Source organism: Arthrobacter sp. TmtSoilC77 (genome assembly GCF_059739415.1).
The window spans coordinates 4,506,732-4,532,251 of sequence record NZ_AP046050.1; the positions used below are offsets into that span (position 1 = coordinate 4,506,732).

Below are 25,520 nucleotides of genomic sequence, written 5' to 3' on the forward strand. Positions count from 1 at the left end.
CGCGCGGATTCGCGCATCCCCTTTTTCGAGACTAGGGATTCGCGGGCGCTGTGGATAAGACCTAATGTGCGTGGATCAATAAGGGACTCTTATGACGCGCTTACATGCACTTTGCTTATGGGTTCACGCGGTATTGGTATTTCCTCCGGCGGCTGAAGGATGCCTAGATTCATAGCTCAGAAGTGTTCGCCACTCGTCGGAAAGGAGCCCATGCGAGCCGCAACCGTTTCCGTTCAAGGCCGGTCAGCCACCGGCCGCTACACCTACCGGGCCAAGGCGTCACGGTCAGAAGCCCCGTCTCATGCAGCGGCCAAAGGTGAGCGCGCCAGGCTCGCCCATGCACTTGCAGCGCATCGCCAGCTCCTGTCCCATGCTTCCAGCGCCATCAGGACCCTGACCGCAGCGCGGAACGACATGATCGCCCAAGCCTTCGAAGACGGGCTGCCCTTGACCACAGTTGCCGCAGTCACCGGGGAGAACCTGCGGACTGTCCGGACCATCGGTTTGGCTTATGACGACCTCCACGCGAGCGGCGTCCCCCGCGATGCGCACGTGGCTAGGTTGAAGGCCAAGAGTGACGAATTGAAAGCAGCTGGACTACATCGTGACCGGATCACGGAGGCACGCGAGGCCCTGATCGTCATGGCTCTCCGCACCCAGGTTTTCGATGACCTCGAACTCGCCTCGTTGACCGGGCTCACTCCTGACCACATCCGACGGGCATCCCGGGGCCTTGCGCGGTCGGCGTAGCGCGACGCTCCGTCGGAGTCCCACTGCCGGCCCGCTAACTGGGACGGAACGTAAGCCCCCACCGTTGAACCCACGAGTCGTGGAGGGTAGAACGGAGGCATGACCGACGTGAACTCCTGGATGAGCCAATATATCCGCGCGTGGACCTCGAATGAGCCCGATGACATCCGGGCGTTGTTCACTGAGGATGCCATCTACTACGACAAGCCGAACACTGAATCACCGTGGAACGGCCATGAAGAAATCGTGAAAGCATGGTTGGACGCCGGCGACACGCCCGATGATTGGACCTTCGAGTGGACGCTCCTTGGCCAGGATGGTGACACGGCTTTCGTCCAGGCCGTGACCACCTACCTCAACGGCGAGCCTACCTACGACAACCTTTGGGTCATCCGCTTTGCCCAGGATGGACGTGCGCGCGAATTCACCGAGTGGTACATGGCCAGGAAGGAATCAACGCCCGACACCGAGCCCGACAGTACAACCGGGGAAATGGCTCAGTAGCTGTCGCGCTCCGCCGTTTCGGACACAGGAATGAACGTCGAGGCGAACCCTTCCGAGGCGCGGGCCAGAACAGCAACATCGGCGCCCACCAGCACAAAGGAGGCACCGGCGTCGAGATAGGCGCGGGCGGTGGACTCATTGAAGGCATTGACGCCGGCTGGTTTGCCGGCCGCCTTGGCGGCTTCAAGGCAATGCTCGACGACGGCCCTCACCAAGGGATTCTCCTGCTGACCCAGCAAACCCATGGAGGCCGCGAGGTCCGAGGGGCCAAGGAAGATGCCGTCCACGCCGTCGACAGACAGGATTTCCTCCACAGCCGAAGCCGCTGCCTCGGATTCAATCTGAACTGTGAGGCTGATCGATTCTGAAGCAGCAGCAAGGTAATCAGGAACACGGTTCCAGCGTGACGCCCTGGCCAAAGCAGAACCCACACCACGTACACCCAGCGGCGGATAGCGGACGGCTGCCACTGCGGAAGCGGCTTCGAACGCAGAATTCACCATGGGAATCAGGAGATTCTGCACTCCGAGGTCAAGGTATTGCTTGATGACCACGGTGTCGTTGACCGGCGGCCGGACCATGGCCTGCACGGGGTAGCCACTCACGGCATGGAGTTGCGCAAGAATCGATTCGAGGCCGTTGGGACTGTGCTCGGCGTCGATCAACAGCCAGTCCAGCCCGGATCCCGCACACACCTCAGCCACCAATGGGCTACCGGAACAAACCCACATGCCAGCCAAGGGACGGCCAGCCTCTGAGAGGGCCGAATAGAAGGTGGGGCTCAGTCGAAATTGCATGTCACGACTCCCAACGGTCCGTAGTCCGCGTGCACGGTATCACCTTTGTACACCCACAAGGGCCGGGTAAACGAGCCCGCAAGAATAATATCTCCGGCCTTCATTGCGTCCCCGTGCGCGGCGATTTTGTTGGCCAGCCAGTGCACCCCGTTTGCCGGATGATCCAGCACTCCCGCGGCTACTCCGGTCTCTTCCACGGTCTGGTTTTTGTAGAGAATCGCAGAGACCCAGCGGAGATCGACGGCGTCGGGACGCACTGGTCGGCCACCGATCACCATGGCCCCCATAGCTGCATTGTCCGAGATGGTGTCCACGATGGTCCGGCCCTCCATTTCGATCCTGGAGTCCAGGATTTCGAGGGCCGGAACCACGTAGTCGGTGGCATTGAGGACATCGAAAATCGTGCAACCAGGCCCTTTGAGTGCGTCCTTCAGCACGAAGGCGAGCTCCACCTCAACGCGGGGGTGCGTGTACTGGTCCCATTGCACGGAGCACCCGGTTTCCAGCACCATGTCATCGAAGATCGCCCCGTAGTCCGGTTCGGTGATGCCCGTGGCGGCCTGCATGGCTTTGGACGTGAGGCCGATCTTCCGCCCCACCAACGTGCGACCGGCTTCCTCGTTCCGCCTACGCCACAGCTGCTGCACGGCGTAGGAGTCCTCCACCGTCATGTCAGGGTAGCGGGCGGTGAGGCGCGGAACCGGCTTGCGGTTCCGGCCGGCTTCGAGCAGTTCGTCGGCAATTGCTTCGATCGTCTTCGCGTCCATCATGGTTTAGACCTGCGCCCCCAGCTTGAAGCCTTCAGCGGCCTCACCCGCGGCGCCTTCCGGCCGGGTGTAGGAGAAGCCGTCGGCGCCCACCGTGACGGCCATTTCGGATTTCTCTTCGCGTTCGATGACGGGCTGGGGGTTGCCGTCCAGGTCCAGGACCAGGGAGGCTTCGGTGTACCAGGACGGGACGACGGGGTTGCCCCACCAGTCGCGGCGCTGGTTGTCGTGGACGTCCCAGGTGACGGTGGGGTTGTCCGGATCGCCGGTGTAGTAGTCCTGGGTGTAGATCTCCACGCGGTGACCGTCCGGGTCAAGGATGTAGAGGTAGAACGCGTTGGACACGCCGTGGCGTCCGGGTCCACGTTCGATGCGGTCGGAGATGCGCAGGGCGCCCATCTTGTCGCAGATCTGGATGATGTTGTGCTTCTCGTGCGTGGAGAAGGCGATGTGGTGCAGGCGGGGTCCGTTGCCGCCCGTCAACGCAGTGTCGTGCACGGTCTGCTTCCGGTGCATCCACGCGGCGTAAGTGACGCCGTCGGAGTCCTTGATGTCTTCCGAGACACGGAAGCCGAGGTCTTCGAGGTACTTGCGTCCGCGCGGGACGTCCGGGGTGACCTGGTTGAAGTGGTCCAGGCGGACCAGCTCGCCGGCGGAGTAGAGGTCGTAGCGCTGGGTGAGACGCTCAACGTGCTCAACGTCGTAGAAGAATTCGTACGGGAAGCCCAGCGGGTCCTCCACGCGGACGGAGTCGCCAACGCCCTTGGTGAAGCCCTCCTTGCGGCGCTCAACCCGGCAACCGAGTTCGCGGTAATACGCTTCAGCGGCGTCAACCTCGGCCGGGGACTTCACCCGGTAAGCGAAGGCGGCTGCTGCGGCGACCGGGCCCTTGCGGAGGACCAGGTTGTGGTGGATGAACTCCTCGAAGGAGCGCAGGTAAATGGTGTTCTCGTCTTCCTCGGTGACGTGCAGGCCGAGCAGGTCGACGTAGAACGCGCGGGACTTGGCGAGGTCCGTGACCACGAGTTCAAGGTAGGCGCAGCGGACGATGTCCGGAGCCGGGACTGACGGTGTGGGGATGGGGCCGGTGAACGGGTTGCTCATGGTGGTCTCTCTTCGTTGAAAGGGTTGGTTGTGGGGACCCAACTGAGTCGCAGTAGATGCCGTTTTGGGGGTTCAAAACGCGCACCATTGCGACCTAGTTGGGTACTAGGCGCCGAACTTGGGCGTATGAACGGAGCCGAGCGTGATGTGCACAGCCTGCTGGTCGGTATAGAAATCGATGGAACGGTAGCCGCCCTCGTGGCCCAGGCCGGAAGCTTTGACGCCGCCAAACGGGGTACGCAGATCACGGACGTTGTGGCTGTTCAGCCACACCATGCCGGCTTCCACGTTCTGGGAGAAGTTGTGGGCCCGGGTCAGGTTCTGCGTCCAAATGTAGGCCGCCAGGCCGTACTTCGTGTTGTTCGCCAAGGCGAGGGCTTCGTCGTCGTTCTCGAACGGCGTGATGGCCACGACGGGACCGAAGATTTCCTCCTGGAAGATCCGCGCATCAGGCGCGACGTCGGCAAACACCGTGGGTGCGATGTAGTTGCCTTCGGGCAGGTGGTCGGGTCGCCCGCCACCGGCCAGGAGCCGACCTTCGGACTTGCCGATCTCCACGTAGGAGGCCACCTTTTCGTAGTGCTCCGGGTGGACCAGCGCGCCGACCTGGGTCTTGGGATCGTGCGGGTCACCCACCACGATGTTCTTGGCACGGGCGGCGTACTTTTCGCAGAATTCGTCGTAGATGGCCCGCTCGACGAGGATGCGGGAGCCAGCAGTGCAGCGTTCGCCGTTGAGGGAGAACACACCGAATAGGGCGGAGTCGATCGCGGCATCAAGATCAGCGTCAGCAAAGACGACGCACGGGGATTTGCCGCCGAGCTCCATGGACAGGCCCTTGAGATTGGCTGCTGCGTTGCGGAAGATCGTCTGTCCCGTGGTGGTCTCGCCAGTGAAGGAGATCAGCGGCACGTCCGGGTGCTTCACCAGGGCGTCACCGGCTTCCTCGCCCAGGCCGTTGACCAGGTTGAACACGCCGTCGGGCAGGCCCGCGTCCTTGAAAATGGTTGCCCACAGAGACGCGGACAAAGGCGTGAACTCGGCAGGCTTCAACACGACGGTGTTGCCGGTGGCCAGGGCCGGGGCGAGTTTCCAGGACTCGAGCATGAAAGGAGTGTTCCACGGCGTGATCAAGCCCGCGACGCCGATCGGCTTGCGGTTCACGTAGTTGATCTGTGAGCCGGGGACCTTCATGGCGTCGTCGAACTGTGCCACGATCAGGTCCGCGAAGAAGCGGAAGTTCTCGGCTGAACGCAACGCCTGGCCCTTCGCCTGCGTGATCGGCAGGCCCGTATCAAAGGTCTCCAGCTCCGCGAGGCGCTCTTCCTGGGCCTCCACGGCGTCGGCGATCCTGTTCAGCACACGGGCACGTTCGCGCGGCTTCATCCTCGGCCACGGACCGTTGACGAACGCTTCGCGCGCGGCGGCGACAGCGAGGTCGATGTCTTCCTTCTGACCAGCCGCGGCCGTGGCGTAGTTCTGGTTGGACACCGGGTCCAGGACATCGAAGGTCTTGCCCGACACCGAGTCAACGAACTCACCGTTGATGAAGTGCTGGATGTGCGTGGGCAGATTCTCGGGTACGTAATGCTTTGCTGTTGTTTCTACAGGGGTCGTCATCGTTGTCTTCCTCTTTCATCCAACGCGGGGTCACTTATGGCCCATGTGCGGTGCGTTTATGGGCCGTAAGTGACCCCGGGTTGCTTTTAGTTGGTGGTGGCCAGGTATGCGTCGAGGGTGGCGGCGCGGTGTCGTCGGGCTGCTTTTTCGATCGTGTCTGCGTCCGCTCCTGTTTCGATGAGCTGGAGCAGCGCCTCGTGTTCGCGCACCGATTCCTGGGCGCGGCCGGGAACGAAGCGGAACGTGGAGGACCTCAGGGAGGCCAGCCGGTTCCATCCACGATGTACCAGGTCCAGGATGTGCGGATTGGGGCAATGCTCAAACAAGACACTGTGGAAGTCCTGGTTCAAAGCAGTGAAACGAACCGGATCGAAGTGCTCCAGACATTCCCGCATTTCCTCGTTCACGGCGCGGGCCCGGGCGATCGCAACGGAATCAATCAACGGTGCGGACAACGCGGTAGCCGCACCCTCCACGATGCTTAGGGTCTGCATGGTGTACAGGTACTCGGTGGGATCAATTCCGGAGACGGTGGCGCCAACGTTCCGCTCGAACTTCACCAGGCCTTCGGCTTCCAAACGGCGGATCGCTTCCCGCACGGGGACCACGCTGAAGCCCAGGTCCTCGGCAATCTTCGCGAGCACCAGCCGGTAACCCGGCGTGTAGACGCCTTCCACGATCCTGGCCTTGACGGCGTCATACGCCTGTTGCGACTTGCTTTGGGCAGCGGCGCTTTCGACGGCGGTTTCAGTCACCTTGGGCTCCTTCCGGGACTTGTCGGCTCTGCCAGTCAACCCATTTCTCGTAGCGTGCCTGCCATTCCTTGTTCATCGGGTAAAGCCCATCCACGCTGTTCCCTTCCTTGACCATCTGGAAGATGAAAGCCTCTTCCTGCTCTTGTCTGATGCAGTCATCCACCAGTTCCTCGGCGATGGCTGGCGGGATCACCAGGATGCCGTCCGAATCGGCAACGATGATGTCGCCGGGCTGCACCGTGGCTCCGCCGCAGGCAATGGTGATGTCCGTATCCCAGGGAATGTGCCGGCGACCCAGGACTGCCGGATGCGGGTTCGCGAAATACGTTGGCATCTCCAGCTCGGCCACTGCTGAGTAGTCGCGGACCCCACCGTCGGTGATGATCGCAGCGGCCCCCCGCACCTGGGCACGCAGCGCCAGGATGTCGCCAACCGTGCCGGTGCCCTTCTCCCCGCGGGCCTCCATCACGAGGATTTCGCCTTCGTTCACGGAATCAATCGCGCGTTTCTGTGCATTGAATCCGCCGCCGTGGGTCTTGAACAGATCCTCGCGGTTGGGCACATAGCGGAGGGTCCGGGCGAGGCCCACCACTTTGCGGTCCGGGCGCGTAGCCTGCAGGCCGTCGATGCTCACGTTGTTCAGTCCGCGTTTGCGGAGCTGCGAAGAAAGCGTAGCCGTTGCGACGCTTTCCAGCTTCGCCCTCAGCTCGGGCGTCAGGACGGAGACATAAGTAGGGAGCCCCGCAGCTTCACGGGATCCGTATGCCTCTTCCCGCTGGGTGTCATCAGTCTTGGGCTTGGCACCAAAGTCCGCGAACGGCGTCGTGCCTTCCGTTACTTTGGTGGTCAGGCGGCCGCTGGTGAAGCGACCGCCACTGACCTCAACCTCGACGACGTCACCCGGCTTGGCAACCGACGCGCCGGCAGGGGTGCCGGTCAGGATGATGTCGCCCTCTTCGAGCGTGAGCAGCTGGGAGAGGTCCGCGACGAGCTGCGCGAACGGGAAGAGCAGGTCTTCGGTGGTATCGTCCTGGACGAGGTCGCCGTTGTGCCAGGTGCGGATCCGCAGGGCCGCGGGATCGACCGCGTCGGCGGGGATCAGCGCGGGACCCACGGGCGTGAACCCGTCGCCGCCCTTGGAGCGGACGTTGGAGCCCTTGTCCGCATAACGGAGGTCGTAGACTCCCAGATCGTTGGAAGCGGTCACCCACTCGACGTGGCTCCAGGCATCCTCGAGGCCAATGCGGCGGGCGGACTTGCCGATCACCAACGCAATCTCGCCCTCGTATCCAAGCAGTTCGCAGCCGACCGGACGTTCAACAGTGCCGGGAGCATCAGCGGAGCCGAGCGCCAGGGACGTGGACGGCTTCAGGAAGTACGACGGCTGCCCGGGAGTACGCCCGCGCTGCGCTGCACGGCTGGGGTAGTTGATGTGGACCGCAATGACTTTGCGCGTACGGGCCAGCATGTCCTGGCTGACTTCCCCGGTCCGAAACTCCAGTGTCACGGCGCCTCCTCTTGTAAATATCTGATCGAACATCCATCAAGTACGAAATCGTATACGATAACTATTGCCCTTGAAGCGCAAGTCGTCAACCCCCTTTCCCAAACGCATTCATCAGGCCATAGTGGTTGTTTTGAGCCCCAAAGCAGTGGAAGGAAGTACGTGCCGGAAAAGAACGACGTCCAGTTGCTCAGGTTTGCCAACGGTTCCGAATGGGAGTCATGGCTCGCCGCGAACTACGAAAAAACGGCCGAAGCCTGGCTCGTGATCGGCAAGAAGAACGCCGGTGCCCAACTACTCAGCATTGGGGAGGCCCTGGACGGCGCCCTGTGTTTCGGCTGGATCGACGGGCAGCGCCAAGGCAATGACGACTCGACTTTCCTGCAGCGATACTCCCGGCGCCGGCCGCGAAGCTCATGGTCACAAGTGAACGTCGGCAAGGCGGAGGCGTTGATCGAATCCGGTCGCATGCATCCCGCGGGGTTGGCTGAGATCGACGCCGCCAAGGCTGATGGCCGCTGGGAAGCTGCGTACGTTTCCCAGGCCAACGCGGAAGTTCCGGAAGACCTCGCGACTGCCTTGGCCAGCAACCCAGCAGCCCGCGAAGCATTCGAAAGCCTCGGGAAGACGCAGCGTTACCTCATCATCCTGCAGTTGCTCAAGGCCCGTACTGCGGACTCACGAGCCAAGGCAATGGCACGCTCCCTTGGGAAGCTGATGGGGGAAGCGTAATTTCTGCTGGATCGGCGCGCACATGACGAGGCGGCCTGCCAAATCATCCATCAAGAAATGCGTGCATCCCCTGCATGGACTCCCGTAGGGTACCCGCATGGACATCATCCTGGTACCTGGTTTCTGGTTGGACGCGTCATCATGGGCGGAGGTGACGCCGCCCCTTGTCGCAGCCGGGCACTCGGTTCACCCCATCACACTTCCCGGTCTGGAGTCCGTTGACGCGCCACGCGCCGGGATTGGCCTTCGCACACATATCGACGCCGTGGTGGACAAGGTGGATTCCCTCGGCGGCGATGTGGTCCTGGTGGGCCATTCCGGCGGGGGCGCAATCATCCACGGCGTTGTCGACGCCCGTCCGGATCGCGTGGATCGGGCCATCTATGTGGACAGCGGGCCACTGGGTGAGGGCGGCGTGATCAACGACGAACTGCCCGACGACGGCGACGAAATCCCCCTCCCGCCCTGGGAAGGGTTTGAAGATGCGGATCTCATCGACCTGACTGACGAACTCAAGGAAGGTTTCCGTTCACGGGCCATCCCCGAACCGAAGGGCGTTGCCTTCGACCAACAACACCTTCACGATGTCCGGCGCTATGACGTCCCGGCCACCATCATCGCCTGCCAGTTCCCATCATCACTGCTTCAGGAATGGATGGATGCCGGGCACCCGTTCACGGAGGAACTCGCGCGGATCCGGGACGTTGACTTCATCGACCTACCCACCGGACACTGGCCACAGTTCACCAAGCCACGCGAACTGGGTGAAGCCATCCTGTCGGCCGTCGAGCGCACGAAATAGCGCTCGACGCCGGGATAAGCCTTTCGGGGCAGAGCCACCCCTGAAACGCCGAGATTCTGAGGCGTGCCCGTAATGCGTCAGGGCTTGGCGGGCGTGTTGGTAGCGGGCCCTTCCGGCGCTGCACCGCCTTCGTCCGTCCAATCGCTTCCTGTCTGATCGTCGAGTGCAGGATCGGATACTACGTCCGACCTGACCGGTGGCGTTGAGGTGGAAGCCGGAGCGGAAGCAGAAGCAGAAGAACCCGTGCTGGAGTTGCCTTGGTGCCCGGACTTTGTCTCCAGGATGCCCGGAAACATGGTCTCCGCCTTCTCCAGGAGCTTCTTGCCCGCGGCGTACAGATTGTCCAGGATGTCCGGGACTGATTCCTGGACGGTTTCCGTGGCGTGATGGACGTTCTCTTGAACCTCCGGGTTCTTCCAGACCTTTTGGGCCCCTCCGCGAACGCGCCGATACACCTCCGGCCAAGACTTGGACCCCCACACATAGCCAACAGCGATGCCGGCGGCGAACAATGCTTTCCCTTTCACGGGACCCACTCCTTTCGAGGTGCTATTCCTACGACACTAGTCCGGCCTTCACCCACTGTCACGTGTGCTTTCAAGGGCGGACGGTTAATGGACATTTGCTGAATTGAGAAAGAGGACTAAACTTTAATGCCAACCAGCGGAAATCCCGCAGGCTACAACCACATGGCAACCCGAGGAGTGAAAACCATGGGACTGGATGACAAGATCAAGAATGCCACGGAAGAAGCAACGGGCAAGGTCAAGGAAAAGACCGGCGAAGCAACTGGCGACCGGGACCTCCAGGCCGAGGGCATGGGCGACCAGGCGTCGGCCAATGTGAAGCAGGCTGGCGAGAAGGTCAAGGACGCCGCGAAGGACGCCTTCGGCGATAAGTAGCCGGATTTCACGGCCACACGACCCCGTCCGAGGGGCAAGGGCCCTGACCGGCAAAAATAGCAAGGTTACTTGCTGTTGTTCCCGGGACCAGCTAGCGTTGCTGTTGTAGTACTACGGTCCGGCCCCTTGGACAGGAGTGCTTTTGGCTGCATTTAATAATTCATCGACGTTTGCAAAATAATGTCCCGCCCCATATTCCACTGGGCCTCTTGTGGCCCTGTTACAGCGCTTAGCCGCTGGAACTGACAACCGATGAACGGAACCGCTTCACCGAGTTCATGGAATTTCCATCAACAAGAAAGTAGGAGCAAAAATGGGTTTCTTTGGTTTTCTTTTGCTCGGCCTTTTGGCTGGGGCTATCGCAAAGCTTATTCTTCCGGGACGCCAGGGAGGCGGCTGGTTGGTCACCTTGCTGCTGGGCGTCGTCGGCGCCCTGTTGGGCGGCTGGATCGGCGGCCTGATCTTCGGCGAGGGCCTGACAGAATTCTTCGCCATTCGAACGTGGCTCCTGGCCATCGGCGGATCCATCATCGTTCTGCTGATCTACGGGCTGGCCACAGGAGGACGCCGGGCCCACCATGGCTGACGAAACCACGCCCAACACCAACCAGGACGACCTTGAGGGTCAATACGCAGAAGGTGATTACGGCGCTGCCGGAGCATCGCCTGAAGCCCTGAAAGAGGACGCCGGCGGGGACTACACCGCAGGTGACTACGCCGAGAAAACGGTCCCGTCTGCGGATGCGGAGCTCGACGAGCACAATACGGAGGACACGCCCGAGGACAGGCCGTTCTCGTCCGAGCCGGATGACGAAGCTTCCGGCTCGGGCCACCCTTAGGGCGCCTTCAAGAGTTTCAGCACCTCGTCAAGCGGCAAGACCCTCTGACGATATTCACGGGTAAGAACCCGGAGGACTGCTTCGGCAGCCTCCGGGTTCTCTGTTGCCACGGCTTCGGCCGCATAGATCACCCGAATGTTATGGGCGAAAGCGTCAGCGGCAGTCTGGGCAATGCAGTTGTGGGCCGAGACGCCGGCCAGAACCACAGTTTCGACACCCCAGTTCCTGAGGCGCATCCCCAAGTCCGTACCGAAGAACGCGCTGTCGCGGGTTTTGACCATCTGCGGGAAGTCGGCCGTCACCAGGCCTGGAACGAAGTTGGCCTGCTCGCTTCCCCTGAAGATGAAGCCTTGGTTATCGTCCAGCATGTTCAGGCTCCACGTGGACTTGTCCCGCTCGTGCTGGGTAGCAACCAGGAGCACGTTTGCCCCTGCAGCGCGCGCTGCACTGGTCAATGAGTTGCACGCAGCAACAACTTCTTCCTGACGCCGTTTCAGGGCCGGTTCCTCAAAAAAGGCGTTCTGCATATCGATTACCAGCACAGCAATCATGCGGGCATACCCTTTCCAATCCTGGGTCAGAGACCCTTGCCGCCTGTCACCGGAAGCACAGCGCCTGAGATGTAGGATCCTTCGTCGGATGCGAGGAGCACATAGGCCGGTGCCAGCTCAGCAGGTTGTCCGGCACGGCCCAGCGGCGTGTCCTGGCCGAAGGTGGGAAGCTTGTCCGGCCACTCGGTGGCGGGGATCAACGGCGTCCAAATAGGGCCCGGGGCCACAGCGTTGACACGGATTCCCTTAGGCCCGAGTTCCTCTGCCATGGCTTTGGTGAATGCCACCTGGGCGGCCTTGGTCATGGCGTAGTCCACCAGCTGGGCGGAAGGATTAAAGGCCTGGATAGACGCCGTGACGATGATCGACGCCCCCGGGCGCAGGTGCGGAATCGCAGCCTGTGCTGTCCAGATCAAGGAGTACAGGTTGGTTTTGAAGACCCGATCGAATTCCTCGGTAGGAATGGTCTCCAAACCCTCGCGGTTCTTTTGGTACGCGGCGTTCAGGACCACAACGTTGAGGCCGCCGAGCTCCTGCACCGTTCGCTCCACAATCTCAGCAGCAAACTTTTCGTCGCGCGCGTCGCCGGGCAGCAACAGTGCCTGCGCCCCGCACTCACGGATCCATTCCGCCGTCGACTTCGCGTCTTCTTCCTCCTCCGGAAGGTAGCTGATGGCCACATCCGCGCCTTCTCGGGCATACGCGATGGCTACAGCGGCACCGATGCCTGAATCACCGCCGGTGATCAGGGCTTTCTTGCCCTGCAGGCGGCCGTGCCCCACATAGCTGGACTCGCCATGATCGGGCTGGGGGTTCAAGGGCTTGGTCAGGCCGGGCTGTTCTTGCTCCTGTTGGGGAAATTCGTCGGAGTGATATCCGCTGCGGGGATCCTTCGGGGCAGAGGTGAGGCGATGATCCCCGCTTCCTTGCTGTCCACTGTGGTTTGGGTCGGCTTGAGTCATGGTTCTGGCCTTTCTCAGATGTCTGATTCCCGGCTTGCGAGGCTACCGTTGGCTGTACCCAGGCACATTGGACTCTAAACGCGCGCAAAGGGCTAGGTCCGCAGCGTTTTGGCCTTCACCATGAGGAATATTCCGTAGGCGATCAGGCCCACGGCAACGGCCGCCAGAAGGTACGGCCCATACGGTTGCTCCCTCAAAGCCCGCAGGCTTCCATCAAGTCCTGTGGATTGCTCGGGCTGAACACGGACCGCGGCAATGACCACCAGTAGGCCAACGAGCAACAGGGCAATGCCTTTGGCGATGTAGCCCACCACTCCAACACCCGATTGCAGCTTGCGGGTCGGCTCCTTTACCGAGAGCGCGAGGTCCTTTTCGAAGGTCCGCATAAAGCCGCGGACCGCGAACACAACGCCGGTGATCATGATGCCGGCGCCAATTGCGACAAGCAGGACTATGCCGAACGGCGCCTTCATGAGCGTCACTGTTACATCGCTGGCAGACTCCCGACTGTTTTTTCCCTGCCCCATAGTGAAAGACAGGATGGTGGCCGCCAGGCCGGCAAACACGATTGCCTGGGCCACAGCGGAAAGCCGCTTGGATGGTTTGTTGTCCGATGCCCTGCGGTAGCCGAGGGTTGCGTTGCCCAATTGCCACAGGGCCAAGGCAGCGCAGGCGCCGAAGCACGCCCAGAGCAGGATGGGACCCACCGGTTGGGCGGCCAGTTCGGCAACAGCGCCACTGACGTCGGCTTCACCACCACGCCCAAAGGCGAGCTGAAACGCAATAACCCCGATGAGTAAGTGCAGGAGTCCGCTGACGGCGTATCCAGCCCTCGCTACAACAACCAGGGCACGTGAGTTTGAGGCTTCCTCGGCCACATCAGCGGCCTTCTTCATCTCCTCTTTGATGACAAGCCTCCTTATTATTTTGTGACTTGTCACCATGGTGCCACTCGAACGAGCACAAGACCACGGGGCGCAAGTGGCTTGCTAGAAGCCACACACCGACTGTGGCCAGATGCTCCGAAGCCCTACACCCAAAGGGTTGAACTGCTCGCGGACGCTGGTGACGGCACGGGCCTGGCCAGGGACTTCGCCTCCACGGCCGTCAGCTTCCCCGGTACCCGCGAGGGGGTCGGACTTCACGTGGGCAGCTCCGGTATTCAGGGACGTGGCTGCGATCTGGTCAGGCATTTCGGTGGTCCTTCCTGAGAGTTCCCATCAACTCCATTGGCTGATAGTTCAACCATGGGACGGGGCCCTCAAGAAGGACGCCGGGTCATCTCAAGATTCCCTCAAGAATCCGCCGTGCTTCGAAGGCAGGTTCAGAAGGCGAAAAGGACCTCCAGTTGTTGCCCCGTCGACAGGGTAACGTGCCCCCTTACATGCGTGCCGTCGTCGTTAATCACGACGTCGGCAGGAACCGCTGCGGGTGCCTCGCGTCCCAGGTAGACCAGTGAGGCGAAGATGCTGCGGCCGCCTGCCAAACGGCCTTCCAGGTATCCGCACGCAGCGTGCCCACCCAACGGCGAGACGCCCTCGGCCCGGAACGTGCCGTTGTCGAAGTATCCGTGCAAAGGCCATATGCCTGTGTAAAGTCCGCCGACTCCAAGAACGTGGTCATGCAGCTCAGGCGGCCGGGTATCTGCGAGCGCATATCCGGCGTCGCGGACGCGCAGCCCGGACCGCGCGGGCCCTGGGTTGGTCGCCTCCACTTTGGGCGCCTCAACAAGGTGGACCCTGAGCTCATATCCGCTGGCAGCAGTTGTCGCTGTTGCCACCCGCCAGCGGGAATTGGCGGAATCCTCCTCGTCGCTCCAGACTGGCGCATGCCAGCTTGCGGCTTGGCGATGCCCGGCTTGGAGATGCCCGGCTTGAAGATGCCCGGCTTTGAGCCGGTGAATCCTCGCGCGACGGCTGGGTGTTCCAGTGGCATCGAGGACGGCGAAGTGGTTGTCCACGGGGTCCTTGGTGAAGAGCGGCGCGGTGTGGCTCGAGTATGCGAGGCGGCGGTAGTGGGGGTCGTCCGGTCCGGGGGCGTAGTACTTGTCGCTGCCGTGGTTGAGCACGCGGGCGATACCGTCCACGGCAGTGGAGTGGAGCAGGTAATTAGGGCCTTCTGCGTGTTGAACGGCGTCAATGCCCTCCAGGGGCGAGGGCTGTTCGACGGCGGTCCACACTGGATGGTCGGCGGGGAGGAGAAGTCCCACGAACGCCTTGGAGGTCCAGTACGGCGACGCTGGACCGGAGTATTCCTGGGTCATCGGCTCAAAGGCGCCGAGCCAACCGAGCGACGGCAGCCCGTCGTCGTAAGCGCCGCCATCGAGGAAGTATTTTGCTGCGCCGCTGGCGATGCGGCGGGTCTGTCCGGGGTTGAGGGGTGTCGCGCCGATGGCCTCCCCGAGGAACAAGGGAGCCACGGCGGCATAGCGGTAGATCAGGGAGCGGCCCTGGAAAACCGGGGCGCCGTTCCCGCCGAAAAAACTCACGTGATCGGCCAGGAACCTGGCGAGCCGCGACCTGTAGATTTCGGACCTTGCTTGGGCTTCCGGGTGCCGGTTGGCCGCAAACCCGGCCCACAACACCGGATAAAGATGAAGGGCCCAGCCGCAGTAGTAGTCGAAGAAATCGCCCGTGCCGTCGTTGTCCCCGTCCCGGTACCAGCCGCCGCCGACGTACCAGTCTTCGAGCCGCTTCAGTCCATGTTCGATCTGCGCCGCGTTGTGCTCGAATCCGGCGCCAGCCAGGAACTCGGCGATCAGGACCTGGAAGAGCACCCAGTTGTTGTCCACGCAGGTGCTCCGCGAGGAACCCTGCAGCCACTCGGCCACCTGGGCCCGCTCGTCCCCGGACAGTGTGTCCCATAGCCAGGGTTTGGTCAGTTGCAGGCCCAGTGCAATGGAGGCGGCTTCCACCATCGGCTGCGAGCGGTCACAAATGGGCAGCCACGCTTCAGAACTACCTGGCCGCGTCCCCTCAAGGAGGCCCGTCCTGTACAGGTCAAGATGGCCGTGCGGGTCGTTGCCCTGCTCTCCCGCCACCCGGAAGGCGGCCAGCATAAAGGTGCGCGCGAACCCCTCCATGCCGTCGGAAAAAACACCCGACGACGACGGGCGGCCGTTTAGCCGGATCAGTGCCTTCTGCGCGGAGAAGCAGGGGCGCACCGCGAGAAGTTGCTGATCCGCGAAAGCGACCCAGTGCTCGCGCGTCCATCCGGTGATGGGGCTGAGCTGGTAATCCGGTGCGGGCATGGTGAAGCCGGTGGCCATGGGTCTCCTGCGGGGGTGCGGACACGGTGAGCCCTAACCTTAGGCTCCTCATCGGCCTCATGGCGCGAGTTGAACAAAACCGAACGTGCACCTCTCATACCCGACCGAATGTTGCGTGATAGTTCATAATGAACAAACTGAACACAAGTGAACTTGAAGGCGGGAACCTGCATGCTGTCCGAGGATCGTCAACAGCTCATCCTGAGGGAATTGGCCCTTCACGGATCCCTGAACGCTGCCGAGTTCGCGGCCAAGCTTGGAACGTCCGGCATGACAGTGCGCCGGGACCTCGCGCTACTTGCCGGACAGGGCTTGCTCGAGCGGGTCCATGGTGGAGCTGTTCCCATCGGCGGCCGTGCTTCCGGAAGTAGTGCGACACCACAGCAATCAACGTCCTGGCGACCGGGCGGGAGGCGACCCTTGGCGACGATCGGCATGATCGTTCCCTCGGCGTCGTACTACTTCCCGGGGGTGATCCGCGGCGCCGAGGCGGCTGCCAAGGAAGCGGGCGTGCGGTTGGTGCTGGGCGTGACCAACTACTCAAGCGAGGAGGAACGCCGCCAGCTCCGCCGCCTTTATGAACACGGCGTGGACGGGATCCTGATCACGCCGAGCGAGCAATCCTTGGCTGGCACAGAGACGATGGACCTGTTGGCTGAAGCTGTGGTGCCGGTAGTCGTCGTCGAGCGTTCCATTGACAACGCACTGGACCACGGCCGCCTCGAAGCCGTGCGAAGTGATCACGTGCGCGGCGCGGAAATCGCCGTCAACCATCTCCTGGGCCTTGGCCACCGCAAGATCGCCATGTGTCTTCGCGAGAACAGCCCGACTGCGCCGCAGCTTATCGATGGCTACCACCTGGCCATGCAGCGTGCCGGACATCGCGACGTTGATTCAATGGTTCGTTCGATGTCCCGGGCCCTGAATGATCCCGAGGCCCATCGACTGGTGGTGGGCGGCATCCTCGATTGGTGTACAAAAACCGACGTCACAGCCGCGATTGTCCACACTGATGAGGACGCACTCCAGTTCGCCAGCGCCTGCCAGGAACGGCAGCTTCGCATTCCGGAGGACTTTGCGATCATTGCGTACGACGACGAAATCGCCGCCCTGGGGGCCGTTCCCCTGACCGCGGTGGCACCACCGAAGTACGACGTCGGGCATCAGGCCCTGGTGATGTGCCTGAACCGGATCGGCGCACGTCGTGGAAGCACGTCCGCGCTGCAGCGCGTGAACCTCTCGCCCGAGTTGGTGGTTCGGGACTCAACACAGGTGTAGAGCCCGCCTCATCGTTTGTTTACTTCTGTTCACTTCGTTGTCTGTGTTCACTTTTGTGGCTTTCATTGTGTCTAGTCCAAGGTGCCCCCAGCGCACACCACGACTTCGCATCGTGAACTTCAAAGGAGAACAGAATGAAGCGTTGCCAGCTTCTGCTAGGAGCAGCCAGCATCATGGCAAGTGCTGCCCTCATCACCGGCTGTGGCAGCACCCCGGCAGCCACGCCAACGCCCACTGAAGACCCGTCCGGGACCATCACTTTCTGGTCGTCGATGGCCGGGATGGACAAGGTGGCCGCAGCCTTTAACGCGAGCCAGGGCAAAATCAAGGTCAACTTCGAAACCGTCCCCAACGGAGCGAGCGGCGGCTACGCCAAGTTGTCCACAGCAATCACCGCCGGCAACGGCCCGGACGTTGCCACCATCGAATACCCACAGCTTCCCCAGTTCGTCAGCAACGGCCAGCTCCAGCCACTGGACGGGCTGATCAACAAGGCCGAAACAGTGGACAAGCTAACGGACGGGACCAAAGCCCTGGTTCAATTCGGCGAAGAGACGTACGCACTCCCTTACGACGCCGCGCCGATGATCATGTGGTACCGCAAGGACATGCTGGACAAGGCCGGCGTCGGCGTCCCCAAAACCTGGGACGAATTCGAAGAGGCCGGCAGGAAGCTGAAGGCAGTAGCCCCCGAAGCACACCTGGCCAGCTTCAACCCCAACGAAGCCGCACTTACTGCCGCCTTGTCATGGCAGGCCGGCGCCAAATGGTTCGGTACCGAAGGCGACAGCTGGAAGGTTGGCGTGAACGATGAGCCCACCCAAAAAGTCGCTGCTTTCTGGCAGAAGCTGATCGACCAAAAGATCGTCAAGGTCCAACAGTCCTTCAGCGACGAATGGTCGGCAGATTTGGCGAGCGGCGCCGTCGTCGGTGTTCTGGGCGCCAATTGGAGTGCCACCGGCATCCAGAAGCGTACCGAAGCAAGCGGCCAGAAAGGACAGTGGATCGCAGCGGAGGTGCCCAACTGGGGAACTCCGGCAGATGCGTTCTATGGCGGCTCGAGCTTCAACATCACCAAGAGCAGCAAGAACCCGGCCGCTGCGGCCAAGTTCATCGAGTTCCTCGCAACCAACCCGGACGCCATCAAAGCGCGCGGCAACACCGGTTCGGCTTTCCTCGCCTTCCCGGGACTGACACCGGTTGCGCAGCAGGCATTCGATGCCAGCTACTTCGGCAACGACATCTACGAGGTCTTCGACAACGCCTACTCCACCATTACCCCGGGGTGGCAATGGGGTCCCAATTGGGACATCACCAACACGGCTCTCAAGGACGCCTACGGAAAGTTGACCACCGGCGGCAAGGTCGCGGACGCCGTTGATACCGCCCAGACCGCAACCGTAGCCGGACTCAAGCAGAACGGCCTCTCCGTCAAGGAGTAGGCCCGCACGGTGGGGCGGCCTCTTCATAGGGGCGCCCCACCAGCGAGGAGAATCATCATGGCCAACCAGGCACCTGCTACCTCCCGGAGTAAACCCCTCACGATGTCCGGAACCGGCGGCCGCACAGCCGCTCTCTTTCTGACCCCGTTCTTCGCGGTGTTTACCCTGGCGATGGTGGCACCCGTCATCTACTCGATCGTGCTCAGCTTCTTCGCCCAGCAGAAGTCCGGACTCGGCTTCGGCCAGGCCAAGACCTCGTTCGTGGGACTTGAGAACTATCTGCAGGTCCTGCAATCGGAAAGTTTTGTGGGCGGCATAGGTCGCCTCATCATGTACTGCCTGCTGTACATCCCGTGCATGGTGGGCGGCGCCTTGGCCTTCGCACTGCTGCTTGATGCTGCGGCAGCGCGTGCCCGGAAGCTGTTCCAGCTCCTCGTCTTCCTCCCCCACGCGGTGCCGGGCGTCATCGCTGCATTGATCTGGGCCTACCTCTACACCCCCGGTGTCAGCCCGATCGTTTCGGTCCTGGAAACCGGCGGCATTTCCCTGGACTTCCTGGACAACCACATGATCCTGCCGTCCATCGTGAACATCGCGGTGTGGGAGTGGACGGGCTACAACGTCATTGTGCTGTTCACCGCGCTTCAGGCGGTTCCACGGGAAACCCTGGAAGCCGCCCGGGTGGACGGCGCAGGCGAAATCCGTGCCGCCATCAGCATCAAGCTGCCGCTGATCCTGCCTGCACTTGGCGTCATCATGCTCTTTACAGTGATCGGAACCCTGCAGTTGTTCACGGAGCCGTCCATCATTTCCAAAGCAACGGCCTCCGTAACCAGCACCTGGGTTCCCAACATGTGGGCCTACGATGCCGCCTTCAACCGGCACAACCTCAACCAGGCCGCCGCGGCCTCCATCATCATCGCGCTCATGGCAGCGGTGCTGTCCTGGGCCGTCACCCGCTTCAGCTCAAGGATGAACAAAGCATGAGCACCTCAACGTTGTCCCGTCCAGGGGTTACCGGTCCGGTTGCGCCGTCGAGGAAACGCCGCCGGAGTCGTGGCACCCGCGGCGGCCTGGCAAGTGCGTTCACCGTGAACGCGCTGCTGATACTGGGTTGCGCCTACATGGTGCTGCCTGTCCTGTGGTTGTTCTTTGCCTCCACCAAGAACGCCGCCGACCTCTATTCCACCGGTGCTTATGCTTTCGGGCAACCTTCCTTTGTGGAGAACGTTGGCGCGGTTCTTGGGCAGGATGGTGGCGTGTTCCTCCGCTGGATGGCCAACTCCATGTTCTATGCCGCGTTCGGGGCCATCTTTGGTGGACTGGTCTCTGTCATGGCTGGCTACGCCTTCGATAAATTCCAGTTCCGCGGCAAGGACTCATTCTTCGGTCTGGTCCTTGTGGGCGTGCTGATTCCCAACACAGCCACAGTCCTTCCGATGTATCTGCTGGCCTCCGTATTTGGCATCACCAACACCATGTGGGCCATCCTCATCCCCGTACTCTGCAACCCGTTCGGCGTGTACTTGGCCCGCGTTTATTCGGCGGCGTACGTTCCAGGCGAAACGTTGGAGGCAGCGCGCGTGGACGGAGCCGGACCGATCCGCTCCTTCTTTTCCCTGGGGTTGCCCATGATGATGCCGGGGTACATCACCATTGCGTTGTTCCAGTTTGTTGGCGTGTGGAACAACTTCATGCTCCCGCTGGTAATGCTCCAGGACCAGCAGCTGCTGCCTGTCAGCGTCGGAATTTCGATCTGGCAGGGATACTCACTCCCCCAGCCCGAGTTCACGCCGATGGTCATCACAGGATCACTTTTGTCCATCATTCCGTTGCTGCTCGCGTTCATCATGCTCCAGCGCTTCTGGAAATCCGGTCTCACGGCAGGGAGCGTTAAATGAGCCTGAACGTTGCCTTGGCCATGCCTGTCCACACTGCCCGGGCCGTGTTCCCGCCCCGAAGCCTGGACCCGCTGGAGCCTGCTTTGAACCTCCTCAGCCGGAATCCGATCGAGGACTTTGGTTCAGTATCCGGCCGGGCACTCCTGGCTGAAGCGGACATCCTCATCACTGGTTGGGGTTGTCCAATGATCGACGACGACGTGCTGGACGCTGCCCCACGGTTACATTACGTCCTGCACGCCGCCGGAAGCGTCAAGCACCACATCAGTGGCCCGTGCTGGGAGCGGGGCTTGTTGGTGAGTTCCGCCGCGGACGCCAATGCCATTCCCGTGGCCGAATACACCGTGGCCATGATCGTCCTGGCCAACAAACGGGTCCTGCAAATAGCCCGCGCCCTGCACAGCACCCGGATGGAGGTCCTCCCTGAACAGCTCTTCCCCGACATGGGCAACTACCGCAAGCGCGTCGGAATTATCGGGGCGTCAAAGATCGGCCGTCACGTCATCCGGCTGCTTACCGCTTACGATCTGGACATCGTGGTGGCCGACCCGTACCTGTCCGCCGCTGAGGCGGGCGCTCTCGGCGTCGAGCTTGTAAGCCTGGATGAACTGGTGGCGGGCTGCGACATCGTCAGCCTCCACGCGCCGTCGTTACCGTCCACAAAGAACCTGATCGACGCCGGTCGCATCGATCGGATGCGTCCGGGGGCTACTTTTATCAACACCTCGCGCGGCGAGTTGGTGGACCAGGACGCCCTCTTGGCCCGGCTTGAGCGCGGCGATCTATATGCTGTGCTGGACGTGACGACGCCGTGGGTGCTGCCTTCCGATTCCCGGTTCTACACGCATCCCAACGTGTTGCTGACACCCCATCTGGCGGGGTCGCTGGGTAACGAGCTGGAGCGGATGGCGGCGAGCGCAGTAGGCGAAGCTTTGCGGTTGTCCAGGGGGGAAGCGCTGCAATTTCCAGTGGCGGCGGAAGACCTGGCGTTCATGGCATAGCGCATTCCCGGCGGGCTCTCATGGTGCCGCGCCGCAGGGCCGTAATGTTGCGCAGATCACATTTGCTGCCTACGCTGGGGTGGCTGCAGCGTGGCAGCGAACGGATGAAAGGCAGCATATTGACCAGCGAGAAGCTCTCTGTAGTTGTTCGAGTCGACCTTGACGGAGCACAGATCCAGATCGCAGCAACAGGTCATGTGACCACCTCCAATCTCCACGCGCTGTATCCAATCGTTCAACGCACCAACAGCCTGGCCGACGGCAGGGACGTCGAGATGGACCTTACTGGTGCCTTGATCGAACCGGATGCGCTTGAACAACTGCAGGGTTACGCGATGCTTCACGAGTTGCCTGTTCGGGTTGATGCTGTTCCGGCGTTGGCGGGGGCCGGGCTGGCGGCGTGAGCTACGTCAGCCCTCAAGCCGAGGACTAACCTGACTGACATGGCTCAGTCAGCGCGCGCATGGATCGGGACCATCGTCTTCCTGTTCCTCGCGCCTGGCATCGTGGCGGGTCTCATCCCCTGGCTCATCTCCGGATGGCGGCTTTACGACTGGGACGGCGGCACGTGGCTGGTGGTGCCGGTCGCCTGGATCGCGATCACCCTGGGGGTAGCTTTCCTGCTTCACGCCTTCGCGCTGTTCGCCCTTCACCAGGGAACGCCCGCGCCGGTTGCGCCCACCCGAAGGCTGGTTGTCACCGGGGTTTATCGATTCGTGCGCAATCCCATGTACCTTGCGGTGCTCACAATCATCCTCGGCCAGGCGCTGCTCTTCGGCAGTTGGTGGCTCGTGATCTATGCTGCGATAGCCCTCATCGCCGTCGTCACTTTCGTGAAGGGTTACGAGGAACCGACCCTCACTGACACGTACGGTGAGCAGTACCTCGAGTACCGGCGCAACGTTCCGGGGTGGTGGCCGCGGCTGACGCCTTGGCGGGGGTAACGGACCGGGGATGAAGCCTAAGCGTTCGCCGGGACCGCTCTAGCACATGTGATCGAGGGTGTGATTCAGCCGTTGATCAGGCCTGCGATCTATGAAAGTATGACCCTATGACAGCAGTCGCAGGAGCCCGTGGAGGGCTGAAAGCGCATCAAGATTCCATCAGGCTGCCTGAGGCCGAGTTGGTCCGCGACCTCAGGGACATCCTCGGCGCTAAACTCGTTGCCTACATCGGATCAGTGAAGGAAACCCGCGCCGTACGCCAGTGGGCCGACGGCGACCGGAAGCCATCCGCCGAGGTCATGACCCGGCTGCGGCATGCCTATCACGTGGCAGCACTGTTGGCCGAACGGGATTCCAGGGTCGTGGTGCAGGCCTGGTTCCAAGGCATGAACCCCCAACTGGATGACGTCCCTCCTGCACGGCTGCTTCGTGAAGGCCACGTGGACGAGGCTGCACAAGCGGTCCTTGCCGCTGCCCGGGCGTTCGCGGCAGCGGGCTGACGGTGACCCAGGACGAACTGACCCTACTCCCTGCAGCAGGAACAGTGTGGCGCATTGGATTCCATCCGGAGCCCTGGGCATGGAGTGGGTGGGAATGGGCCACGGACGGCAGGTTTCCCGGGCGGTGGGATGATCTGCACGGCAACTTCCGCACTGTCTATGCCGGCTCCAGCCTGAAGGCATGCCTCCTCGAAGTGCTGGCGGGCTTCCGCGCGGACGCCCGGCTCACTGCGGAACTGGACGAGATCGAGGAGGACGACGAAGATAACATCCTTCATCCCTCAGTCCGCCCTGGCGAAGTGCCGCGCGAATGGCTCGACAGCCGGGCGGCAGCACGTGCCGAGCTGTCCGGCAAATACTGCGCCGTCACGGCATCAAAGAGTGTTAGCGCGCTGTACCCGCACTTCATCGGCATGGCACTGAGCCTTGGCTTGGCTGATTTCGACGCAGCGGCGCTGAAAGACGCGCGCCCCAGACAGCTGACCCAGGCAATAGCAGCGTGGCTTTACGAATCCACGGCAGTGGACGGTGTCACCTTCAGTTCCCGCCACGGCGACGACCTTCAACTATGGGCGATGTTCGAACGGCCAGATAATGGGGCAGTCAGCCCGAAACTCACCGGCGCCCAAAACGTTCAGCTGCCTCACGAGTCTGCGGCCATCCAGGAAGCTTTCGAAATCCTCCGGCTCAAATGGCGGGACGAGTAGCGGTCTTGGCCGCTGTCGGATCGAAAAGTTGACAACCCGCAATACAGCCGCATCAACCAGCTCCCTGGCTCAGCCGAACGGCCGCCTCCTGCTGGACGCGGGCAGCCTTGCTTGAGTAGTCGGCGATGATCCGGAGTTCGTCGTCGCTGTAGTCTTCCAGCAGCGCTGCCATCCCGGCCATGAAGTCGGTGAAATAGGGCGCCGCGGCAGCAACCTGGTCACCTACGAGCTCGATCAGGACCTTCCGCTTGTCCTTGCCGTGTTTGACCCGCCGGGCCACGCCTTTGCTTTCGAGGCGTTGCATGAGTCCGGTGACCGACGCGGGCGCCAGGCCTGAATGTTCCCCGAATTCACCCGCCGTCATAGGACCGTGGCGCAGCAGGATATCGATGGCCTTGCCCTCCGTCGCCGAAAGGCCGCGCAGTTCAGACAGCGCGGTGTGGAACATGATCGCGGCAGTGGACAGCTCTCGGCCCGACTCATAAACAGCTTCCAACAGAGCTTCGCGTTGCCCCTGATTCGTCATGCTCCGAGGCTAGCAAAGTCTTTCGCTTGTCCGAAACGATTGACCGGGCAGGGCTAGCCCATTATATTTCTTTTACCCGAACGAAATAAATCCAAGAAGGAGCTCCCGTGCTGAACTGCGTTGTCATCGGATCGGGCGTAGCCGGCCTTTCAACGGCCCTCTCACTCCAGAAAGCCGGCCACTCCGCCACCGTTTTTGAAGCGCACAATGGACCTTCTGACGGAGTAGGCGCCTTCCTCACCCTCGCCGTCAACGGTTTCGACGCCCTGGACACTCTGGGACTCAAGGAGCACGCCGCGCAACTGGGCTTCAGCACTCCCCTTATGTCCATGTACCTGGGCAGCACGGGTCGCCACCTGATCGATTTCGATTTCGGCGGCACGCTCCCGGATGGCACCACGGCCCGGACCATGACCCGCTCGGAGCTGTACACCCTCTTGCGGGAGGAGGCACTCCGCCGTGGGATCCGGATCGAGCACGGCAGGCGCTTGGCAGCGGTCGAGGAACGGCCCGACGGCGTCACGGCCGTTTTCGACGACGGTATCTCCGCCAGCGGCGACCTGCTGGTTGGGGCCGACGGGCTGCGCTCGGCGGTGCGGCCGCTGATCGACCCCGCCTCGCCCGCACCGCGCACCATCCCGCTGCTCAACACGGGCGGCATCATTCCTGCCAACACCGTCTCGTTGGCGCTCAAGGAGGTGGACCCGGGCGTGTCCCCGGGGCGCATGAAGATGGTGTTCGGCAAGCGCTGCTTCTACTGCTTCATGCCCAGCCCCGACGGCAGGATCTGGTGGTTCGCAAATCCCTTGCAGCGCTCCAGTGCTGATCCGTCTTTGCTCGGTCAGGAGGATCTCAGAGCTTGGTTAACAAGCTTGGTAAAGGCAGACCGGACACCGATGGTGGCCCTGATTCGTGCCACGAAAGACATCATCACGCCGTATTCCACGTTCGATTTTCCCAGCGTCCCCCGCTGGCACCGCGGCAGGATGGTCCTGGTGGGCGATGCCGCCCATGCTGCGTCCCCTTCCTCCGGGCAGGGCGCATCGATGGCGATCGAGGACGCCGTCACGCTGGGCCGCGCCCTTCGGGGGGCCACGGGCGACGACAAAGAAGCCAGCCTCACTGCCCGGTTTGCGGCCTACGAGGCGGAGCGCCGCCCCCGTGCGGAGACGGTGGTTGCCTGGGGCCGCCGGAATTCCGAACCCAAGGTCAGGAACCAGTTCACCCGCGTACTCCAGGACCTGGCCATGCGTGCCATCTTCCGGGGACTTGCCCGGAAGGCGGCAGACAACTTCGAGTGGCTGTACGGCCATCACATCGACTGGGATGCGGTCCCCGGGTTTGCCGACAGATGACCACGTCAC

The 25,520-nt window shown here is 62.2% G+C and carries 30 protein-coding genes; 17 read left to right on the top strand and 13 right to left on the bottom strand.

Annotated elements, in window-relative coordinates; genetic code table 11:
* Positions 1-210 precede the first annotated feature (210 nt).
* The gene (locus AC6I99_RS20830) at positions 211-750 is read left to right on the top strand and encodes a hypothetical protein (protein WP_497961693.1); all 540 of its coding nucleotides are present in this window, start codon (positions 211-213) and stop codon (positions 748-750) included.
* Between the two features lie 99 nt (positions 751-849).
* Positions 850-1,254: a nuclear transport factor 2 family protein gene (locus tag AC6I99_RS20835; protein WP_497961695.1), complete on the top strand. Its 405-nt coding sequence runs from the start codon at positions 850-852 to the stop codon at positions 1,252-1,254.
* On the opposite strand, the gene AC6I99_RS20840 is transcribed toward AC6I99_RS20835, so the two are convergent.
* From AC6I99_RS20840 to AC6I99_RS20865, 6 genes are all read right to left on the bottom strand, one after another.
* Positions 1,248-2,051: an aldolase/citrate lyase family protein gene (locus AC6I99_RS20840; protein WP_224165730.1), complete on the bottom strand. Its 804-nt coding sequence runs from the start codon at positions 2,049-2,051 to the stop codon at positions 1,248-1,250. The two genes, AC6I99_RS20835 and AC6I99_RS20840, sit on opposite strands and share 7 nt — an antisense overlap.
* Entirely contained in the window at positions 2,036-2,821 is a 786-nt protein-coding gene (gene hpaH / locus AC6I99_RS20845; RefSeq protein WP_497961697.1) for a 2-oxo-hept-4-ene-1,7-dioate hydratase, read from the bottom strand. Before hpaH ends, AC6I99_RS20840 begins: the two co-directional genes overlap by 16 nt.
* Before the next feature lie 3 nt (positions 2,822-2,824).
* Positions 2,825-3,922, bottom strand: a complete 1,098-nt coding sequence (hpaD, locus tag AC6I99_RS20850) for a 3,4-dihydroxyphenylacetate 2,3-dioxygenase (protein ID WP_497961699.1) — start codon at positions 3,920-3,922, stop codon at positions 2,825-2,827.
* 105 nt (positions 3,923-4,027) lie between these two features.
* Positions 4,028-5,542: a 5-carboxymethyl-2-hydroxymuconate semialdehyde dehydrogenase gene (hpaE, locus tag AC6I99_RS20855; RefSeq protein ID WP_224093157.1), complete on the bottom strand. Its 1,515-nt coding sequence runs from the start codon at positions 5,540-5,542 to the stop codon at positions 4,028-4,030.
* 86 nt (positions 5,543-5,628) lie between these two features.
* Positions 5,629-6,297 (bottom strand): GntR family transcriptional regulator, encoded by a 669-nt coding sequence (locus tag AC6I99_RS20860; RefSeq protein ID WP_309928213.1) that lies wholly within the window; start codon positions 6,295-6,297, stop codon positions 5,629-5,631.
* Complete coding sequence (locus tag AC6I99_RS20865; RefSeq protein WP_497961701.1) at positions 6,290-7,804, bottom strand: fumarylacetoacetate hydrolase family protein; 1,515 nt, start codon at positions 7,802-7,804, stop codon at positions 6,290-6,292. Before AC6I99_RS20865 ends, AC6I99_RS20860 begins: the two co-directional genes overlap by 8 nt.
* 159 nt (positions 7,805-7,963) lie before the next feature.
* On the opposite strand from AC6I99_RS20865, the gene AC6I99_RS20870 reads away from it, so the two are divergent.
* Together AC6I99_RS20870 and AC6I99_RS20875 are read left to right on the top strand one after the other, a co-directional pair.
* On the top strand, positions 7,964-8,533 hold the full coding sequence (locus AC6I99_RS20870) for a YdeI/OmpD-associated family protein (protein WP_497961703.1): 570 nt from the start codon (positions 7,964-7,966) through the stop codon (positions 8,531-8,533).
* Positions 8,534-8,630: 97 nt separating this feature from the next.
* Positions 8,631-9,335: an alpha/beta fold hydrolase gene (locus AC6I99_RS20875; protein ID WP_497961705.1), complete on the top strand. Its 705-nt coding sequence runs from the start codon at positions 8,631-8,633 to the stop codon at positions 9,333-9,335.
* A 77-nt stretch (positions 9,336-9,412) separates the two neighbouring features.
* Here AC6I99_RS20875 and AC6I99_RS20880 read toward each other — a convergent pair whose 3' ends face one another.
* On the bottom strand, positions 9,413-9,862 hold the full coding sequence (locus AC6I99_RS20880; protein WP_224165735.1) for a hypothetical protein: 450 nt from the start codon (positions 9,860-9,862) through the stop codon (positions 9,413-9,415).
* Between the two features lie 186 nt (positions 9,863-10,048).
* On the opposite strand from AC6I99_RS20880, the gene AC6I99_RS20885 reads away from it, so the two are divergent.
* The 3 genes from AC6I99_RS20885 (at position 10,049) to AC6I99_RS20895 (ending at position 11,076) form a co-directional block, all read left to right on the top strand.
* On the top strand, positions 10,049-10,237 hold the full coding sequence (locus AC6I99_RS20885) for a CsbD family protein (protein WP_224093815.1): 189 nt from the start codon (positions 10,049-10,051) through the stop codon (positions 10,235-10,237).
* 313 nt (positions 10,238-10,550) lie between these two features.
* Positions 10,551-10,823 (top strand): GlsB/YeaQ/YmgE family stress response membrane protein, encoded by a 273-nt coding sequence (locus AC6I99_RS20890; protein ID WP_224093148.1) that lies wholly within the window; start codon positions 10,551-10,553, stop codon positions 10,821-10,823.
* Positions 10,816-11,076 (top strand): hypothetical protein, encoded by a 261-nt coding sequence (locus AC6I99_RS20895; RefSeq protein WP_224093138.1) that lies wholly within the window; start codon positions 10,816-10,818, stop codon positions 11,074-11,076. Before AC6I99_RS20890 ends, AC6I99_RS20895 begins: the two co-directional genes overlap by 8 nt.
* Here AC6I99_RS20895 and AC6I99_RS20900 read toward each other — a convergent pair.
* The 5 genes from AC6I99_RS20900 to AC6I99_RS20920 all read right to left on the bottom strand — a co-directional run bounded on the left by AC6I99_RS20900 (position 11,073) and on the right by AC6I99_RS20920 (position 15,857).
* Positions 11,073-11,627, bottom strand: a complete 555-nt coding sequence (locus AC6I99_RS20900) for a cysteine hydrolase family protein (RefSeq protein WP_224093129.1) — start codon at positions 11,625-11,627, stop codon at positions 11,073-11,075. The genes AC6I99_RS20895 and AC6I99_RS20900 overlap by 4 nt on opposite strands.
* 26 nt (positions 11,628-11,653) lie before the next feature.
* A complete protein-coding gene (locus AC6I99_RS20905) occupies positions 11,654-12,589 on the bottom strand; it encodes an SDR family oxidoreductase (protein ID WP_497961706.1) in 936 nt (311 codons plus the stop codon).
* A 92-nt stretch (positions 12,590-12,681) separates the two neighbouring features.
* The gene (locus AC6I99_RS20910; protein WP_497961707.1) at positions 12,682-13,485 is read right to left on the bottom strand and encodes a DUF1206 domain-containing protein; all 804 of its coding nucleotides are present in this window, start codon (positions 13,483-13,485) and stop codon (positions 12,682-12,684) included.
* Between the two features lie 93 nt (positions 13,486-13,578).
* The gene (locus AC6I99_RS20915) at positions 13,579-13,782 is read right to left on the bottom strand and encodes a hypothetical protein (protein ID WP_224093121.1); all 204 of its coding nucleotides are present in this window, start codon (positions 13,780-13,782) and stop codon (positions 13,579-13,581) included.
* A gap of 131 nt (positions 13,783-13,913) precedes the next feature.
* On the bottom strand, positions 13,914-15,857 hold the full coding sequence (locus tag AC6I99_RS20920) for a DUF2264 domain-containing protein (protein WP_497961708.1): 1,944 nt from the start codon (positions 15,855-15,857) through the stop codon (positions 13,914-13,916).
* A gap of 171 nt (positions 15,858-16,028) precedes the next feature.
* Between AC6I99_RS20920 and AC6I99_RS20925 the strand changes: the two genes are divergently transcribed.
* The 9 genes from AC6I99_RS20925 (at position 16,029) to AC6I99_RS20965 (ending at position 23,630) form a co-directional block, all read left to right on the top strand.
* Positions 16,029-17,135 carry a substrate-binding domain-containing protein gene (locus AC6I99_RS20925; protein ID WP_497961710.1) on the top strand — a complete coding sequence of 369 codons (1,107 nt, stop codon included), beginning with the start codon at positions 16,029-16,031 and terminating at the stop codon, positions 17,133-17,135.
* Positions 17,136-17,269: 134 nt separating this feature from the next.
* The gene (locus AC6I99_RS20930) at positions 17,270-18,577 is read left to right on the top strand and encodes an ABC transporter substrate-binding protein (protein ID WP_497961712.1); all 1,308 of its coding nucleotides are present in this window, start codon (positions 17,270-17,272) and stop codon (positions 18,575-18,577) included.
* A gap of 57 nt (positions 18,578-18,634) precedes the next feature.
* Complete coding sequence (locus AC6I99_RS20935) at positions 18,635-19,564, top strand: carbohydrate ABC transporter permease (RefSeq protein ID WP_497961713.1); 930 nt, start codon at positions 18,635-18,637, stop codon at positions 19,562-19,564.
* Positions 19,561-20,478 carry a carbohydrate ABC transporter permease gene (locus tag AC6I99_RS20940; protein ID WP_497961714.1) on the top strand — a complete coding sequence of 306 codons (918 nt, stop codon included), beginning with the start codon at positions 19,561-19,563 and terminating at the stop codon, positions 20,476-20,478. Before AC6I99_RS20935 ends, AC6I99_RS20940 begins: the two co-directional genes overlap by 4 nt.
* Positions 20,475-21,479 carry a hydroxyacid dehydrogenase gene (locus AC6I99_RS20945; RefSeq protein WP_497961715.1) on the top strand — a complete coding sequence of 335 codons (1,005 nt, stop codon included), beginning with the start codon at positions 20,475-20,477 and terminating at the stop codon, positions 21,477-21,479. The genes AC6I99_RS20940 and AC6I99_RS20945 overlap by 4 nt, the downstream gene beginning before the upstream one ends.
* A gap of 119 nt (positions 21,480-21,598) precedes the next feature.
* Positions 21,599-21,883 carry a hypothetical protein gene (locus tag AC6I99_RS20950; RefSeq protein WP_224093099.1) on the top strand — a complete coding sequence of 95 codons (285 nt, stop codon included), beginning with the start codon at positions 21,599-21,601 and terminating at the stop codon, positions 21,881-21,883.
* 39 nt (positions 21,884-21,922) lie between these two features.
* Positions 21,923-22,423 carry a methyltransferase family protein gene (locus tag AC6I99_RS20955; RefSeq protein ID WP_224093098.1) on the top strand — a complete coding sequence of 167 codons (501 nt, stop codon included), beginning with the start codon at positions 21,923-21,925 and terminating at the stop codon, positions 22,421-22,423.
* 107 nt (positions 22,424-22,530) lie between these two features.
* Positions 22,531-22,923 carry a hypothetical protein gene (locus tag AC6I99_RS20960; RefSeq protein WP_497961716.1) on the top strand — a complete coding sequence of 131 codons (393 nt, stop codon included), beginning with the start codon at positions 22,531-22,533 and terminating at the stop codon, positions 22,921-22,923.
* A gap of 2 nt (positions 22,924-22,925) precedes the next feature.
* Positions 22,926-23,630 (top strand): RES domain-containing protein, encoded by a 705-nt coding sequence (locus AC6I99_RS20965; RefSeq protein WP_497944094.1) that lies wholly within the window; start codon positions 22,926-22,928, stop codon positions 23,628-23,630.
* A 52-nt stretch (positions 23,631-23,682) separates the two neighbouring features.
* Here the strand turns inward: AC6I99_RS20965 and AC6I99_RS20970 are convergent, their stop codons facing one another.
* A complete protein-coding gene (locus AC6I99_RS20970; RefSeq protein ID WP_497961717.1) occupies positions 23,683-24,156 on the bottom strand; it encodes a MarR family transcriptional regulator in 474 nt (157 codons plus the stop codon).
* A gap of 107 nt (positions 24,157-24,263) precedes the next feature.
* On the opposite strand from AC6I99_RS20970, the gene AC6I99_RS20975 reads away from it, so the two are divergent.
* Positions 24,264-25,511: an FAD-dependent oxidoreductase gene (locus AC6I99_RS20975; RefSeq protein ID WP_497961719.1), complete on the top strand. Its 1,248-nt coding sequence runs from the start codon at positions 24,264-24,266 to the stop codon at positions 25,509-25,511.
* Positions 25,512-25,520 lie beyond the last annotated feature (9 nt).